The organism is Wolbachia endosymbiont (group A) of Tromatobia lineatoria (assembly GCF_964028565.1).
GTDB lineage: Bacteria > Pseudomonadota > Alphaproteobacteria > Rickettsiales > Anaplasmataceae > Wolbachia > Wolbachia pipientis.
Genome location: NZ_OZ034791.1, coordinates 81,615 through 97,055, shown reverse-complemented (window position 1 = coordinate 97,055; position 15,441 = coordinate 81,615). Strand labels below are relative to the sequence as shown.

18 protein-coding genes and 1 tRNA gene are annotated in these 15,441 nt (G+C 36.1%); 13 read left to right on the top strand and 6 right to left on the bottom strand.

The genetic code is table 11. The annotated features are described in order from the left end of the window. Positions 1-247 precede the first annotated feature (247 nt). A complete protein-coding gene (gene terL / locus ABWU48_RS00515; protein WP_353288388.1) occupies positions 248-1,699 on the bottom strand; it encodes a phage terminase large subunit in 1,452 nt (483 codons plus the stop codon). Positions 1,700-2,558: 859 nt separating this feature from the next. Between terL and ABWU48_RS00510 the strand changes: the two genes are divergently transcribed. Next, positions 2,559-2,632, top strand: a tRNA-Arg gene (locus tag ABWU48_RS00510). 8 nt (positions 2,633-2,640) lie between these two features. Here ABWU48_RS00510 and ABWU48_RS00505 read toward each other — a convergent pair. Together ABWU48_RS00505 and ABWU48_RS00500 are read right to left on the bottom strand one after the other, a co-directional pair. Continuing rightward, positions 2,641-3,591, bottom strand: coding sequence for a complex I NDUFA9 subunit family protein (locus ABWU48_RS00505; protein WP_010082395.1), 951 nt, complete (start codon positions 3,589-3,591; stop codon positions 2,641-2,643). A gap of 50 nt (positions 3,592-3,641) precedes the next feature. Then, on the bottom strand, positions 3,642-5,150 hold the full coding sequence (locus ABWU48_RS00500) for a UDP-N-acetylmuramoyl-tripeptide--D-alanyl-D-alanine ligase (protein WP_353288387.1): 1,509 nt from the start codon (positions 5,148-5,150) through the stop codon (positions 3,642-3,644). Between the two features lie 183 nt (positions 5,151-5,333). Between ABWU48_RS00500 and ABWU48_RS00495 the strand changes: the two genes are divergently transcribed. The 7 genes from ABWU48_RS00495 to mdh are packed head-to-tail and all read left to right on the top strand — an operon-like array spanning position 5,334 to position 9,054. Further along, entirely contained in the window at positions 5,334-6,014 is a 681-nt protein-coding gene (locus tag ABWU48_RS00495; RefSeq protein ID WP_353288386.1) for a hypothetical protein, read from the top strand. A 9-nt stretch (positions 6,015-6,023) separates the two neighbouring features. After that, complete coding sequence (locus tag ABWU48_RS00490; protein WP_006279579.1) at positions 6,024-6,281, top strand: hypothetical protein; 258 nt, start codon at positions 6,024-6,026, stop codon at positions 6,279-6,281. Positions 6,282-6,284: 3 nt separating this feature from the next. Next, positions 6,285-6,653 carry an HIT domain-containing protein gene (locus ABWU48_RS00485; protein ID WP_010082356.1) on the top strand — a complete coding sequence of 123 codons (369 nt, stop codon included), beginning with the start codon at positions 6,285-6,287 and terminating at the stop codon, positions 6,651-6,653. Between the two features lie 18 nt (positions 6,654-6,671). Further along, complete coding sequence (locus tag ABWU48_RS00480) at positions 6,672-7,025, top strand: NADH-quinone oxidoreductase subunit A (RefSeq protein WP_006279576.1); 354 nt, start codon at positions 6,672-6,674, stop codon at positions 7,023-7,025. Positions 7,026-7,028: 3 nt separating this feature from the next. Further along, positions 7,029-7,535 (top strand): NuoB/complex I 20 kDa subunit family protein, encoded by a 507-nt coding sequence (locus ABWU48_RS00475; protein ID WP_006279574.1) that lies wholly within the window; start codon positions 7,029-7,031, stop codon positions 7,533-7,535. Continuing rightward, positions 7,528-8,100, top strand: coding sequence for an NADH-quinone oxidoreductase subunit C (locus ABWU48_RS00470; RefSeq protein ID WP_006279573.1), 573 nt, complete (start codon positions 7,528-7,530; stop codon positions 8,098-8,100). The genes ABWU48_RS00475 and ABWU48_RS00470 overlap by 8 nt, the downstream gene beginning before the upstream one ends. A gap of 3 nt (positions 8,101-8,103) precedes the next feature. After that, complete coding sequence (gene mdh / locus ABWU48_RS00465) at positions 8,104-9,054, top strand: malate dehydrogenase (protein ID WP_209472522.1); 951 nt, start codon at positions 8,104-8,106, stop codon at positions 9,052-9,054. 27 nt (positions 9,055-9,081) lie between these two features. Here mdh and ABWU48_RS00460 read toward each other — a convergent pair whose 3' ends face one another. The 3 genes from ABWU48_RS00460 to ABWU48_RS00450 are packed head-to-tail and all read right to left on the bottom strand — an operon-like array spanning position 9,082 to position 10,944. Beyond that, complete coding sequence (locus tag ABWU48_RS00460; protein ID WP_010082353.1) at positions 9,082-9,849, bottom strand: TatD family hydrolase; 768 nt, start codon at positions 9,847-9,849, stop codon at positions 9,082-9,084. Continuing rightward, positions 9,846-10,292, bottom strand: a complete 447-nt coding sequence (locus ABWU48_RS00455) for an RNA pyrophosphohydrolase (protein WP_007548581.1) — start codon at positions 10,290-10,292, stop codon at positions 9,846-9,848. The genes ABWU48_RS00460 and ABWU48_RS00455 overlap by 4 nt, the downstream gene beginning before the upstream one ends. Before the next feature lie 34 nt (positions 10,293-10,326). Then, positions 10,327-10,944 carry a hypothetical protein gene (locus ABWU48_RS00450; RefSeq protein ID WP_353288385.1) on the bottom strand — a complete coding sequence of 206 codons (618 nt, stop codon included), beginning with the start codon at positions 10,942-10,944 and terminating at the stop codon, positions 10,327-10,329. Positions 10,945-11,123: 179 nt separating this feature from the next. Here ABWU48_RS00450 and rsfS point away from each other — a divergent pair, with 179 nt between their 5' ends. The 5 genes from rsfS to ABWU48_RS00425 all read left to right on the top strand — a co-directional run bounded on the left by rsfS (position 11,124) and on the right by ABWU48_RS00425 (position 14,979). Then, a complete protein-coding gene (gene rsfS, locus ABWU48_RS00445) occupies positions 11,124-11,441 on the top strand; it encodes a ribosome silencing factor (RefSeq protein WP_006279567.1) in 318 nt (105 codons plus the stop codon). Further along, the gene (locus ABWU48_RS00440; RefSeq protein ID WP_010963049.1) at positions 11,432-11,671 is read left to right on the top strand and encodes a hypothetical protein; all 240 of its coding nucleotides are present in this window, start codon (positions 11,432-11,434) and stop codon (positions 11,669-11,671) included. The genes rsfS and ABWU48_RS00440 overlap by 10 nt, the downstream gene beginning before the upstream one ends. Before the next feature lies 1 nt (position 11,672). Further along, entirely contained in the window at positions 11,673-12,923 is a 1,251-nt protein-coding gene (gene tyrS / locus ABWU48_RS00435) for a tyrosine--tRNA ligase (RefSeq protein ID WP_353288384.1), read from the top strand. A gap of 398 nt (positions 12,924-13,321) precedes the next feature. Further along, positions 13,322-14,278 (top strand): IS5 family transposase, encoded by a 957-nt coding sequence (locus ABWU48_RS00430; protein ID WP_209472359.1) that lies wholly within the window; start codon positions 13,322-13,324, stop codon positions 14,276-14,278. 371 nt (positions 14,279-14,649) lie between these two features. Next, the gene (locus tag ABWU48_RS00425; RefSeq protein WP_353288383.1) at positions 14,650-14,979 is read left to right on the top strand and encodes an SWIM zinc finger domain-containing protein; all 330 of its coding nucleotides are present in this window, start codon (positions 14,650-14,652) and stop codon (positions 14,977-14,979) included. Positions 14,980-15,441: the final 462 nt, after the last annotated feature.

The window sequence follows — 15,441 nt, the reverse complement described above, 5'->3', positions numbered from 1 at the left end:
GCTAACAAGAGATCCCGCTAACAAGTAGTGGGATGACGAGCTTACCGTCATGCTGCCGCGAACCGTCATACCGCGATTCATTCGCGGTATCTCATCAGCTAACAAGCAGCAGTTCTACGTCATACCGCCGTGGTATCTTTTAGCATAGATCCCGCTAACACGTAGCGGGATGACGGTTGTCAGGGTGTCATGAAAGTAGCTGACACTGGTCTCCATCCAAGAGGGTGTCATCCCTAGTGGATTCAAATCACAATGCTCGTATAGCTGCAACCCTGGAGGTACTGTTTCTCACCCACTGGAGATATTGCACGGTACTATCTACTTGATCATCGTGTCGAGTTTCAGGAAACATTAAAATTTCATACTCAAAATCATTTAGCCATACTGCTTGATGCGGCAAAATAATCCTGCCAGACTCTATCATCGGAGCAATCCGGTGGAATCGAGTGAGCTTACCATCATGTGGCACTATTTCGATAATGGGCAAATGACTGTTTGCCTTCAGCTCTTGTGCTAATTGCTGACCACTTGTTTTGGCTTCGATCAAAATCGCGTGTGGTGACCATCTTGCAGCTAGTGATAAAACTTGTTCTTTAAGCTTTGGATACTCAAGCTTTGCGCGATATACATCAAGTAAATAGAATTTATTATCTATTTTTGCCCAGGTGGTGCAGACACTAAAGTTGCTCATGTCGCTTGTTGAAACCGCAGTATCCCAACTTTGTGTTACATGCGAGAGATTATCAGGAACATTTTTATAGCGCTTTAGCCACTCTCGTTTGACTATACCACTTGAAAGCGGCAGAGGGTTTTGTTGATATTGCGCAGCAAAAGCGTAACTCCCAAGTTCAGCTTTTATTATCTCAACTTCTTCTTTTCCTCCATCGAGGGGATATAGCAACTGACCTTCTTCTCTTGAATATAATATCCTTACAGGTGACGCTGGTTTATTATATAATCGCCTGGTCGCACAGTGCTGAGCTACTCGGATGATAGGAACGGGAGGTATTGGCTTTTTGATTGAATAAATAACCTGCTTATTTTCAGAAATCATTGGCAAACAAATATGATGCCATATGTTTTTTGGCTTGGAGAGAAGGTGTCCAGTTAAGTCCTCCTGGTGTAGCCTGTGCATTACAAGAACGATGACTCCTTTTTTTCTATCGTTCAGCCTGGTTACTAAAGTCTGATCAAACCAGTTTGTGGCACGCTTTCTAAGCGTTTCACTCAAAGCTTGAGCAGAACTGAGCGGATCGTCCACAATGATAAAATCACCACCTTCACCAGTTAGTGTTCCACCAACTGATGTTGCGATTCTGTATCCTCTCTGCACTGTTTGAAATTTATATTTGGTATTCTGGTCTTTGGATAGTTCTATCTCTGGAAATAGCGCTCTATACCAACTAGACTGCATCACGCACCTGGTGTCGAGCGAGTGCTTTTCGCTGAGCCGCTGAGAATAACTTGCAACTATTATTCTCGCAGTTGGTTGGTTTCCCAGTATCCATGCGGGCCACGCAACGCTTATGCACATGGACTTCATCGAGCGCGGAGGCATATTGAATATTATTCGTTTCACTTCACCAGCGCTCGCTGCTTCCAGCCTATCTGCTATGACTTTTATATACTGATAATCGTTATACTCACACCCCGGCACTACCGTTTGAAAGCACAGTTCAATGAATTTTAGAAAGTTCATGATATAATGTTGAAACCAACGCGTGACGCTGGGATGACAAAAAAAGGAGCACTGGAATGACACCCTACTTAACCGTCATACCGCGATTCATTCGCGGTATCTCTTAACATAGATCCCGCTAACAAGCAGCGGGATGACGAATTACTTAACCATCATCTACACCGTCATACCGCGATTCATTCGCGGTATCTCAAAGCATAGATCCCGCTAACACGTAGCGGGATGACGGTTGTTGTTTAGCTATAAATATTAAGAAATTTACCAAATGAAAAAAAAGGCAAAAGAAACCCTGGGGTTATTATCCGCTTTAAAATATTGGCGTTTTTTATGTTTTAAACGCTTGACAAGCGAGATTCAGCCGCTTTTAATTGCAACTAACTTACGCTGCAAATGTTTAAGAAATTTACTAAGCAGAAAAAAAGACAAAGAATCCCCGAGTTAGCTAGTCTTTTACTATCTCTGTCGAGTATTGGCATTTTTTGATGTCTTGTAACGCTTTATAAGCGCGTTCAGCTTATTTAGATAAAAATCTAGATGTAGATGAAGTTTTGTAAAGACATACAGTATCTATATACTGCAAAAAATTGAACATAAGACGCCGATACATTAAGTAATCCTTACCTTTTAATCTGCAGATTGGCGAAAGCAAATACAATAGCTTCACTATCATGATAAGGGCGCTGGCGAAGGGTGTCAAGTAAGTTTCTATATAATATTTTCTAAAATAAATAGACTTCTCGCATCCAATTTTGGCAGCGCGCGACACACAACTGCAATGACAAGGTGTCGCAAGATAAACATCATATTCACACGAAGTACTTGACTTCACTTGTACTAAGAAGCATTTTATATATGTTGTGTGCCCGTAGCTCAGCTGGATAGAGCAACAGCCTTCTAAGCTGTGGGTCGTAGGTTCGAATCCCACCGGGCACACTCTTTTATCAATACTTTCTATAAATCTTCAAGTACTCTGGCACCACATTTTCAATTGCTAATGGTCGAACCTTCATTGTTTCAAGGTCAACTGACTTTTCGATTGAACTATTCATCATAACTTTCACCTGATCTTGAGTAAGCATAGGGTTCGTATCTCCGGTTATTGGTTTTAGCAGCATAGAAATAATTTTATTTTCTAAAAAGAAAGCTATTAACTTTGCCATTGGAAAAGATACATTGATCAACAAACACTTTCTGTTAGTAACATTCAGAATAAACTTCAATAAGCTTTTGAAAGAGTAAACCTTTGGTCCACCCATGTTATAAATTTTCTTGTCTTGCTTATTAAAACTGATAATACGATATACCACTTCAGCTAAGTCTGTTACACATATTGGCTGAAATTTAGTTGTTCCATTGCCAATTAGTGGTAAGAAAGGAAGAATAGTTGCTAATCTTGCAAATTTATTAAAGAAGTTGTCTTCTTTACCAAATACAAGGCTTGGCCTAATTATTATTGCTTTTTGAAATGCTGAAGTTACAGCTTTTTCACCTTCCAATTTACTTTTGGCATATTTTGACAACTTGCTATTTTCTATTCCCATAGCAGAAAAATGTATCATCATAGGTACATTTTTCATTTTTGCAGCTTTTGCTATCCTTTCAGCTATTTTAACGTGAACAGCGTAAAAATCGTGCTTTTTTGCTTCATATAATATTCCCACTAAGTTTATAGCTACATCACATTCTTCCATACCATCCAGAACTGATTTTTCATCAAAAAAATCGCCTTTAAATATTGATATTTGTCCTAAATTGCCACACAATTTTAAACAAGCAGCTTTTTCCTGATTACGAGTGAATATCTTTATTAAATATCCTTCTGCTGCCAAGCGTCTTACGATGTGTTTCCCTATAAACCCCGTTCCACCAAAAATAATTACACGTTTTGTCACAATTAAAGTTCCTAATAATTTGTTACTGTAAATTAATACAATGATTTCGCTTAATATTTTATTACGAATTCCCGTACAATAAGATCCATTTTCATTCCTCGTGAGCCTTTAACTAGAATTGCGTCATTATTCTGAATAATGTTAGCTAAATCACTTTTCAATTGATTAGAATCATTAAAATGCGTGCCTCTTATATTATCTGGCAAAAGCTCATGCAATTCTAACATAAATTTACCAACTGTATAAACTTTATCTATATTATTTTCTGTGATAATCTTAACCAAATCTGTATGAAACTCTATGCTTTCATCACCAAGTTCCAACATATCACCAAGCAAAGCTACTTTTCTCTGATTAGAATATGTACTCAAAGTTTTTATTGCAGTTTTCATCGAAGCAGGGCTGGCGTTATAGGAGTCATCAATTAAATGTATATATTTTTTATTGCATTTGACCTTATGAATATTGCCTCTACCTTTCGCTACACTAAAATTCTTAAGTGCAAGTGGTAATTTTGATAAATCAAGTCCGAGGCTTTGCACAACTGCTGCAACAGCAAGTAGCGAATAAGCAAAATGCTCACCTTGTACACGTAAATTACAGTTTATAATTTGATTATCACTCAGCCTGATTTTTAAACTTAATCTATTAGCAACTCGGTTTGATGTCATTCCAGCGCGTGACGCTGGAATCCAGTCTTTATTATACAACCGTCTGATATGCTCATTTGCAATTGAACTTCCTGGATCCAAGTAGTCAAGCACTGGGATGACAGAAGATTCATCGTTTCTTATTAAGTTTAGTAAACAAACTTCAGCATTTTTATCTTTACCGAAGCTTATTACATTTCTATTGGCGTGTGATGAGAGATAATCATAATATTTATTATCTCTGCTTAAAACCAAAGTACCGTTATTTTTCATACCATACAGAATTTCTAACTTCGCTTGTGCAACGTCAAATAGTGATGAAAAATTTTCAGTATGTGCAGGTTCGATGTTGGTAATAACTGCAATATTCGGATTACTAATTTTTGATAATTCTTTTATTTCACCAGCTTTATTCATTCCCATTTCAAGAATTAAGTACTGGCAGTTTTTTGGAGCTTTCAGAATTGTCAAAGGCAATCCTATATTATTATTTAAGTTACCTTCGTTTGCATGGGACACTCCATATTGCGATAAAACAGTATGCAGCATATCCTTTGTAGTGGTTTTCCCGACACTGCCTGTAACTGCAATAACTTTAGCATCAATAAGAACATTTCTAATGTAGTATGATGCCATATCGTGCAAAGCTTTCAGGGTATCTTGTACAATCATGAGAGGGAAACTTTTATATTTACCCTCACTCACTATTGCAGCGACAGCCCCTTTTAAAAACGCTTCATGCAAAAAATTATGGCCATCAAAATTCTTTCCCTTGAGGGCAATAAATAAATCACCTTTTTTTATGCTTCTTGTGTCCGTTGAAATATTTGAGCTATGTATCCAATTACAACCATTTACGTCTCTTCCGCCAGTTGCATCAATGATATTATTTGTGTTCCATTTAAACATAATTTAGAGTATTCTTTATAATAAATTGAACAATAAAAGTAGCGAAAATACTACATGTTTTAGACAATGTGCAAATAATGGTTGCAATCCCTATAATTCTATCTTATAATGGATATAGGAGTTTAAATTTTTTCGTCTATAATTAAAATGTATTTAGTTATAGAAACTACCTTGGAGGTATGTATGGCAGAATCTATTTGGGCTAAGATAGGCGGAGCAGTTAAAACAGGTGTAGAAGCTACAGGTCGGGTGTTTGCTCTTGTGCCTAAAGCACTTATTTACCCTATAAAGAAGCCGTTTGCTTCAACGGGTGAAATGAAACATGATGCTACAGTTTCGTTAAAGAAAGCTGTTGGTATAGATGTACCTGAAGAAGAAAGGGAATATGATCCACCTATAGAAACCACACAGGCTAGTAAGGATCTTGGTGTACAAATAACAGAGCAAAAGAAAGGGATAGGAAAGGTAAGTTTTTTAGTGTCAAGAACTCTGACGGGAGATATACCTTATTTGAATGATGAACAATTGAATAAAATAAAAGCACTAAAAAGTGAGTATTCAAACATCACTATACATAGAGAAGAAAATAAAATTGTAATTGAAGTTGATGTTAAAAAAATAATTGAAGACATTAAAACTGACTATAAAGGAAAGAGTCCAGAGGAGATAAAAAAGCTTGCTATTGAAGAAATTAAACAAAAAGTTGACGGTAACCTTAAAGATCTAGCAAAAATTACTGGTGGAGAATTTAAAGTTCACACAGACTTAAAATTGCTGTATGGTATTGCAGAAAAATTGTATAAGGAATATGATAATCAAAAGCAGTCATCAGACAAAGTTGTGGAATGCAAAAATAAGTTATAGGGGAGTATTATGAGTGAAGCTAAAAAAATAGAGGAAAGACATCATAGTCTAACTGTTCCTGGGGATATGTATCACTTACAACCAGGAGTTATTACTGGAAAAAGGGTAAGTGGAATAGAACCCTTTTTGAAAGAACAGCAGGACATGGTAAAAGTAAGGGAACTTGTAAGCTCTTTAAATCTTGAAGATGCTTCTGGTGAAGCGATAAAACCACTATCTACACCTAATGTAGAGAAAAACGAAGAAAGAGGGAAAGGTCGCTCTTAAAATATGAGCAATGAAGTTTATGATAGCGATAACATCTTTGCTCAAATATTAAGAGGTGAGTTACCTTGTGAGAAGGTACATGAAAATGAAAATGTACTAGCTTTTCATGATAAGTACCCTGACGCACCAGTTCATATTTTAGTTATATCAAAAAATCAATATATTTCATATGATGATTTCATTCTAAAAGCTCCTGAAGAGGAAATAGCGGATTTCTTCAAAACTGTAAGAGAGATAGCACACAAATATAATCTAGAAAAAACAGGATATAGATTAGTCACTAACTACGGTGAAAATGGAGAGCAGGTTGTACCACACTTTCACGTGCATATTTTAGGTGGTAAAAAGTTAGGAAAGCATGTAAACTCATAGTGTTATATGTTTTGTTAAATGAGCGAATATTTAACCATAGTAATCTTTATCTGCGTATCAATTGTAGTATCTTTTGCTTTAGGTATATTGCCTATGTTTCTTGCAGTGAGTAAGCCAGATGGTGAAAAGCTTTCCACATATGAGTGTGGCTTCAATCCACTATCCAGTGCAAGGAAAAATTTTGACATTAAATTTTACCTAGTTTCAATATTATTTATAATATTTGACTTAGAAATTGCTTTTCTTTTTCCTTGGGCTGTTTCTTTATCTAAGATAAGCTATGGTGGATTTTGGTCTATGATGGTATTTCTTGCAATACTCACTATAGGTTTTATCTATGAATGGTGTAAAGGTGCATTAGAGTGGGAGTAGTTTATGACAAATCAAATTCTATCTAATGATGACTGGGGTCGTTATAAAAAAGAAGGGTTTCTTGTCACTAAATTTGGTGATTTAACAGATTATGTAATGAATTGGGCAAGGTCTGGTTCATTGTGGCCAATGACATTTGGTCTTGCATGTTGCGCAGTTGAGATGATGCATACTGCATCCAGCCGTTATGATCTTGATAGATATGGTATAATGTTTCGTGCAAGCCCACGTCAATCAGATGTGATGATTGTTGCTGGCACACTAACTAATAAAATGGCAGCAGCATTGCGCAAGGTTTATGATCAAATGGCAGACCCGAAGTATGTTATTTCCATGGGAAGTTGTGCAAATGGTGGTGGTTATTACCATTACTCTTATTCAGTAGTCCGAGGCTGTGATAGAATTGTGCCAGTTGACGTGTATGTCCCTGGATGCCCACCAACCGCTGAGGCGTTGCTATATGGAATGCTATGCCTACAAAACAAAATAAAACGGACTCGGAATGGATAAAACTGCAAAGTATATACAAAAAAAGACCAAATGCGAGTGCATTCAAAAAGATGATGGCATTATTGTAATATATTCAACTTTAGATGAAATTGAAAAGTACCTATTCTTTCTACGTGATGATGAAAAGTGTAGGTTTGAACTATTAGTTGATATTTTTGGGGTTGACTATCCAAATAGAGAGAAGCGTTTCGAGCTAATATACAATCTGCTCAGCATTGTGCATAATATTAGAGTACACATAAAGCTTCAGTTATGTGAAAGCGACATGCCTCCAAGTGTAGCGAAGATATTTAGTACGGCTTTGTGGTTTGAGCGTGAAGTGTTTGATATGTATGGAATAGAGTTTTCTGATCACCCTGATTTGCGTAGGATTCTAACAGACTATGGATTCAAAGGTCATCCAATGTTAAAAGATTTCCCTCTCACTGGTTATGAGGAAGTAAGATATGATATAGAGACAAAAAAGGTTGTGTATAATCCTATAGATTTACCGCAAGATTTTCGTATGTTTGATAGCTTATCGCCTTGGGAAGGTAAAACCATAAAAGTAAATACAAAGGAGTAGAAAATGACAGTACAAAGAAAAAAAATATCTTTAATCGGTGCAGGAAATATCGGTGGAACTCTCACCCATATGATTGCACTAAGGGAACTCGGTGATGTTGTTTTACTTGATATTAGTGATGGAATACCACAAGGTAAAACACTCGACATAGCAGAATCATCCCCTATTGATGGATTTAATGTCAATATTACTGGCACAAATAGGTATGAAGATATAAAAAACTCCGATGCAATTATAATAACCGCTGGCATCGCTAGAAAACCTGGAATGAGCAGGGATGACCTCCTGCAAACCAATGCTAAAGTAATGAAGGAGGTTGGCGAAAATATTAAAAAATATTCTCCAAACGCGTTTGTAATAGTGGTTACCAACCCTTTGGATGCCATGGTTTCAGTGGTGCATAAATTTTCAAACCTTCCAACTAATATGATTGTTGGCATGGCAGGAGTGCTTGATTCTTCCCGTTTTCGTTACTTTCTTGCAAGTGAGTTAAATATCTCAGTTGAAGATATATCTGCTTTTGTGCTTGGAGGACATGGCGACACTATGGTACCACTAATCAATTGTGCTTCAGTTGCTGGAGTTCCACTTACTCAAATTATCGATATGGGTCTTATCACACAGAAAAAAGTCGATGAAATAGTTGAACGCACTCGCAATGGCGGTAAAGAAATAGTTGATCTGCTTAAGTCTGGATCTGCATACTACGCTCCTGCATCTTCAGCTATATGCATGTTAGAATCATATTTAAAAGATAAGAGGCGCATATTACCATGTGCTGCTTACCTTAATGGTGAATATGGTGTAGAAGAGTTGTTTATTGGTGTTCCTGTAATTATTGGAAAAAACGGAATTGAAAAGATCCTAGAAGTTAAAATGAATGATAGTGAACAAGAAATGTTTAATAAGTCTGTAAACTCGGTGAGAGAGCTGGTGAAATCTTTAGGTTCATAAGCAAATTAATGGTTTTATAGAGCTTCTTTATAGCTCAAACAGCCTAAAAAAGTTGCTTGTGGTTACCTTCGCTACTTGTTCTGGTGACTCATTCCACAACTCTGCCAAACAATCAACAACGTATTTCACCATTGCTGGTTCATTCTTTTTTCCCCTATAAGGCTCAGGTGATAGATATGGTGCATCAGTTTCGACTAAAACACGCTCGCGTGGTACATTTTGTGCAATTTCTCTGAGTAAGCTCGCATTTTTAAAAGTAATAATTCCAGAAAATGAAATATATAACCCCAAATCTATAGATTGATAAGCAAGTTCTTTAGAGGAAGCAAAGCAGTGCATTACTCCACTAAAAGCACCGGCTTTCATTTCTGACCTTAACATATCGATCATCTCATTATCAGCGCTTCTTGTGTGAATAACTAAAGGTAGTCCAGTTATTCTTGACGCTTCTATATGTAATGCAAAACTTTTTTTCTGATTGTCTTTGTTGTCAGATTTATAAAAATCTAACCCGGTTTCACCGATACTAATTACCTTTTGGTTCTTGGTAAATTCAACTAATTCATCAACATGTATACACTCACCGTTTTCTATAGCAGCATCAAGCGGATGTATACCAACAGAGGAGTAGACCTGATCATAGGATGAAGAAATTTTTAATAACTTAGGAACATCGTCAATGCTTACGCATATGTTATGCAAAACCTTTACACCATTTTGCTCTGCCCTTGAAATTACTTTTGGTATTTCATCGTCAGAAAAATAAATCAAGTGGCAATGAGAATCTACTATCATGAGCTTATTGTTGAGGCTTTTATTATAGAAGAAAACTCTTCTATCACTGTTTTATAAACTTCTTTTTTAAATGATATAGCACTGGCTACTAAACTATCTATACCTTGCCAACGCCACTCTTTGAACTCTGGATGACCAGTATAATTAATATCAATGTCCTCATCCTCTCCGCAAAACTTCATTAAGAACCACCTTTGCTTTTGACCAGAATATTTTCCATTCCAGCATATTGGTATAACTTCTTCAGGCAAGTTGTAGTATATCCAATCCTTGCTTTTAGTTATAACCTTTACTTTATTAGTACCAACCTCCTCTAGCAACTCACGTAACGCTGCTTGTTCCAGTTCCTCACCATCATCAACACCTCCTTGTGGCATCTGCCAGTAAGAATCGCTATCAAAGCGTTTTCCAATAAAGGCATGTCCTTGTCTGTTAAATAGCATTATGCCAACACAAGGACGGTACTTATCTTTCTGCTCAACCACGAGTACGCTCTGTTTTTAAATGATTTGTTACAGAAGTTTTAATTAATTTTCCATTTTTTTCTTTCTTCATCTCTTCAACAATTTTCTTTGCAACTTCCTTTGCACTCAAGTTCGAGTTATCAATTTCAAGCGAACCCTCAGGTATAAATAGCCTTTTCCCTTCAATTTTCTTTATAGCAAAATCCGGATCAGTAATTTTATTTTCCTGATATCTCTCTTCTGATTGGACACGTCTTACTAGTTTTTCATTATTACAATGTAATACTACAGAAAAAATTTCCATGTCCATTTTTTTACTTAAATTTACCACTGAGTTATATAATCTTTGGTCATAGGGATCACCCTCTATCAATTCATTTGTAAATATATAATGTTTTGATTTTACGTAGTGTTTTTCCAGTATTGCTAATACATTTTCCCTAACTGCAAAAATTTTTTCCCATAGGTCATCTGGAACTTCAGCGTTTTGTAATTTAACAATATCAAATATAATATTATTGAATAGATTATTGCTTACTATTACTGCACCAATGATTTTACACAGTTCCTTTGCAGTAGTAAACTTACCACTGCCTGGAAAGCAGATTAAGTAGATGAGAGTCTTGCCCATAATGAATACTAGTAAAAAGCTATTTTCAATTATATAAAAAGTATATACATTGTACATGCTAAAAACATGATGATAAAATAGATGCAGGTAATACCTTTAACAAGTAGTTGCGTTGAAAATAGTTCATATTTAGAAATTTTGAGTATATAATTATAAATGAATCATATAACCTGTAAACAATGCTTAGCGATATGGAATCGATAAGAAGTACAATTGAAGAGATAATAGATCAAAATAAAGGTCATGATATAGTAACTTTTGATGTGCAGAATAAAACCGTTATTGCAAAATATATGATTATTGCATCTGGTGATTCAAGCCGTCACGTTAAAGCTTTAGCTGAGCACGTAATAAAAAGCCTCAAGCCACATGATAAAATAGATGTAGAAGGTATGGATGAAGGCAATTGGGTAGTTTTGAATTTTCAAGGCATAATGGTTCACATATTCAGGCCGGAAGTAAGGGAGTATTATAAAATAGAAGAGTTATGGAACTGATTGCCTGGATAGCTGGTGCACAACTGCACAAACGTTGTAATTTTGAAGGCAACTCCTGCACAGGTAGTGGTGTCATGAAAGTAGCTGACACTGGAATCCAGTTTTTCATGCAATTTCATCGGAAACGTTGTATAGTGTGCTTGTTTATAATTAAGTTCCAGTGTCTGGGCACTGGCTTCTCTATTAGGGTTACCTTCGGCATTAATGATAGGATAGACTGGGGTTTATAAAATGAAACACGCATCTGAATTTTTAAATTTCATCCAAGGAAGAGGGTACCTATACCAATGCACAAACATTGAAGGACTAGATCAATTATTATTGCAGAGCAATTATATAGTTGCATACATTGGGTTTGATTGCACAGCACCAAGTCTTCATGCTGGTCACCTAATTCAGATTATGATGCTCTGTCACCTACAAAAATTTGGTTATAAGCCGATAGTCTTACTTGGAGGTGGCACAACAAAAATTGGTGACCCATCCTTCAAAGATAAAGCAAGAAGCATCTTGCCTGTAGAGAACATCAATCAAAATACATCCAGTATAAGGAGAATATTAGAGAAAATGGTGTCTTTTAATGACAGCAAGACTGGTGCAATGATAGTAAATAACGCAGATTGGTTGGATAACATAAAATACATAGATTTTTTGCGTGATATAGGAGCTTATTTTTCTGTAAATCGTATGCTAAGTTTTGATAGTGTGAAAACCAGGCTGGATAGAGAGCAAACCTTAAGCTTTCTAGAATTTAATTACATGCTATTGCAAGCTTACGACTTTATTGAATTAAACAAAAAATATGATTGTCGTCTGCAGATTGGAGGGTCAGACCAGTGGGGAAATATAGTAAACGGAATTGAACTTGGAAAAAAGTTGAATTTACCTGAGCTATTTGGCCTTACCATGCCTCTTTTATTAAATGCACAAGGAAAAAAAATGGGCAAAACTGAAAGTGGAGCAGTGTGGCTTGATGATAATATGCTAAAGCCTTACGACTACTGGCAATATTTTCGCAACGTTGATGATCAAGATGTTGGACGTTTTTTAAGATTGCTCACTGATGTGCCAATTGATGAGATTAGAAAATTAGAGTCTTTAAAGGATCAAGAAATAAATGAAGCAAAAAAGGTCTTGGCAACAGAAGTGACAAAAATATGTCATGGTGACAAAGAAGCGGAACTTGCACAATTTGCTGCAATTTCTGCTTTTGAGAATGAAGATAGCTCACTACTTCCTGATTACATCATAAAAAAAGAACAAGTTGCAAGCGGCATATCCTTAGTAGACCTACTACATGACACCGGTTTTGAACCTTCAAAAGGCGCTGCAAAGCGTTTAATACAGGGCAACGGATGCAAGATTAATGATAATGTTGTAAACAATATTGATCATGTAATAAATTTCGAAAGCTTTAAAGATCAGCCATTTATAAAATTATCTGCAGGAAAGAAACGCCATATAAAAGTTGTGGTAGATTAGGTCTCGAAGTAAGAAAACAAATTTTATACAAGTGAGAAATTAGATATGGAGCAAATTTTCAAAATTCGAGAATTATGTATAAAACAACTGGAAAGATAGTAGAAAGCGAAATTCTATTATATATAGCTAAAGTGGCTTAGGTTTACCTACAATTTGAAAAACAACAAATTCGTCATTCCGCTACTCATTAGCGGAATCTATACCGCGAATGAATCCATAACTGTACGGACATTGCAATTTGGGCCTACCAGGAGGGCAATGCCTCTTATCCAAGTACCCTCTTCTTGTCATCCCAGTGCTTGACACTGGGATGGCTTTGTTGCATAGCAACTGAAAAAATCTGGTGGCTACTGACAAAATTCATTATAAAATAGCCATTTAACCTTGAAAGAAAAAATATGCCACAAAAAATGAGGGTCAGTAACCATAGCGAATATAACAAATTTCTAGAAAAAAGAGGAAATATTTTTCATTATATCAACGAAGCCATAGAAAAGTGGTACGAGAATGGTCCAAAAATACCAGGTGGCAACAATATTTATAGCGATAAAGTTGTAATTTTGGTGCACATAATAACTTGTTTATTTAGAATAGGCCTGAGGCAAACAGTTGGGTTTATAGCAGGATACCTTGAGCAAATTGGGAAAAATTTGCAAGTTATCAGCTATTCACAATCATCAAGAAGGTTTAAGAAACTCAATATTAAGATCAATGATTGCAGAATTGATAAAAATAATATGGAAGATATCGAAATTGCTATAGACAGTACAGGAATTAGTATATACAACAACACTCCTGGTCATAGCAAAGAAAATAGCGAAGATAGAAAGTATCGCAGCTATGAACAGACAAGAAAATTGCATGTAATGTTGAATACAAACAGCAAAAAAGCCATAGCTGTAAAATACAGTAACGGTGTCTACTCTGATCACTATGGAGCTTGTGATTTGCTAAAAGAAGTCGATTTTCAGTATGTCATAAAAGTACTATATGCAGATAGGGCATATGACAGAGAAAAGCTCTATAAGCTGTGTAATCAATATGGTATAAAAACGAAAATTCCTCCGAAAAACAACGCAGCAGAGCATCCAAAGTTAGACTATATGGCTGAGAGAAATTCTGCAGTCAAGCTCATAAAGTCATATGATGAAGATAGTATAAAGAAGTGGAAAAAAGAGATGAGTTATGGAAAAAGATCTTATATAGAAAGTTTTTTCTCGCGACTGAAACAAACATTCGGGTTTAGTTTTAGGAATAAATCTGAGACAAATAGAGAGAAGGAACTACTTGTTAAATGCTATTTGCTCAATAAGTTCACTGATATTGGTATGGCTAAATTTGAGATAGCTTCATAAATTTATTGTGCGTTACCTACTATCCGAAGAGCGATGCAACAAAGCCCACTGGGATCCAGGAATTTTATTAAGTTGGTAAGTATAAAAGTAGCCGTTTTATGTTAAAACACAACGTTCTTGATGAGATTACGGCAAGGCTGGATTCCAGTGTCAGCTACTTTCATGACACCATTTGCTGTGCAATTTACCTTCAAAAATGAATGTTCATACAGTTATGGAATGAATCGCGGTATGACGTAGGGAAACCTTTCTTGAGTTAGCTATAGCACTATAAAATTGTCCGCAGGGCCATATAAAAGTCGTGGTGAGTTAATAAATTTTTATGGAAGAAAGGATATATTAGAAAATTGAGGGTTTTAAAGGAGGTAAAAATGAGACTGTATTATAAAGATATCACAGGTCTTATCAAAGAACCCTACCGCTCCAGAGGAAGGGATTATTTTGACAAAAGAAAGGTACAGATTATATCTGTTAATGAATCTCAAGCTAAATCAAAGGTAGTTGGATCAAATGTATATCGAGTAACACTAAAGCACGATGGTCCTCTTTTGAGTGGAACATGTTCCTGTCCTGCATTTGTGTATTATTGTCCATGTAAGCATATGGCTGCAACAGGTTTTGCTTTGGTTGCACTTGATAGAAAGGAGTATCGATCGTCTGCGCGCCCAGATGAACAGACTCTCTTTGAAAGGTTTTACTAAGAAAAACAAAGCAAGAGCTAATTTCAATAATTACTCGTTCCAGTAAACATTATCCTGAGATTTTTGAAGAACTAGAGGATAAAGAATATGAGCAATTTATTCAAAGTGAACTTTCAAAATCCGAGAATTATGTATAAAACAACCGGAAAGATGGTGAGATCAGGTAATCTATGGCTAAGACGTCATACCGCCGCGGTATCTCTTAGCCGCTAACACGTAGCGGGATGACGAGATGCCACCACGAACCGTCATACCGCGCGATTCATCCGCGGTATCTCTTAGCATAGATCCCGCTAACAAGCAGCGGGATGACGGTTGTCGTTTAGCTATAAACATTAAGAAATTTACCAAACGAAAAAAAAGGCAAAAAAAGCCCCATGATTGGCTAATTACTTACATTATACTTTCAAGTATGGCGTTTTTTTATTCTAAACACTTAATAACCGCGATTCAGCTACTTTT

Coding starts and splice junctions, on each gene's coding strand:
- terL (WP_353288388.1), bottom strand. CDS start 1,699: ATGAACTTTCTAAAATTCATTGAACTGTGCTTTCAAACGGTAGTGCCG.
- ABWU48_RS00500 (WP_353288387.1), bottom strand. CDS start 5,150: ATGTTTAAATGGAACACAAATAATATCATTGATGCAACTGGCGGAAGA.
- ABWU48_RS00495 (WP_353288386.1), top strand. CDS start 5,334: ATGGCAGAATCTATTTGGGCTAAGATAGGCGGAGCAGTTAAAACAGGT.
- ABWU48_RS00490 (WP_006279579.1), top strand. CDS start 6,024: ATGAGTGAAGCTAAAAAAATAGAGGAAAGACATCATAGTCTAACTGTT.
- ABWU48_RS00485 (WP_010082356.1), top strand. CDS start 6,285: ATGAGCAATGAAGTTTATGATAGCGATAACATCTTTGCTCAAATATTA.
- ABWU48_RS00480 (WP_006279576.1), top strand. CDS start 6,672: ATGAGCGAATATTTAACCATAGTAATCTTTATCTGCGTATCAATTGTA.
- ABWU48_RS00475 (WP_006279574.1), top strand. CDS start 7,029: ATGACAAATCAAATTCTATCTAATGATGACTGGGGTCGTTATAAAAAA.
- ABWU48_RS00470 (WP_006279573.1), top strand. CDS start 7,528: ATGGATAAAACTGCAAAGTATATACAAAAAAAGACCAAATGCGAGTGC.
- mdh (WP_209472522.1), top strand. CDS start 8,104: ATGACAGTACAAAGAAAAAAAATATCTTTAATCGGTGCAGGAAATATC.
- ABWU48_RS00460 (WP_010082353.1), bottom strand. CDS start 9,849: ATGATAGTAGATTCTCATTGCCACTTGATTTATTTTTCTGACGATGAA.
- ABWU48_RS00455 (WP_007548581.1), bottom strand. CDS start 10,292: ATGCTATTTAACAGACAAGGACATGCCTTTATTGGAAAACGCTTTGAT.
- ABWU48_RS00450 (WP_353288385.1), bottom strand. CDS start 10,944: ATGGGCAAGACTCTCATCTACTTAATCTGCTTTCCAGGCAGTGGTAAG.
- rsfS (WP_006279567.1), top strand. CDS start 11,124: ATGCTTAGCGATATGGAATCGATAAGAAGTACAATTGAAGAGATAATA.
- ABWU48_RS00440 (WP_010963049.1), top strand. CDS start 11,432: ATGGAACTGATTGCCTGGATAGCTGGTGCACAACTGCACAAACGTTGT.
- tyrS (WP_353288384.1), top strand. CDS start 11,673: ATGAAACACGCATCTGAATTTTTAAATTTCATCCAAGGAAGAGGGTAC.
- ABWU48_RS00430 (WP_209472359.1), top strand. CDS start 13,322: ATGCCACAAAAAATGAGGGTCAGTAACCATAGCGAATATAACAAATTT.
- ABWU48_RS00425 (WP_353288383.1), top strand. CDS start 14,650: ATGAGACTGTATTATAAAGATATCACAGGTCTTATCAAAGAACCCTAC.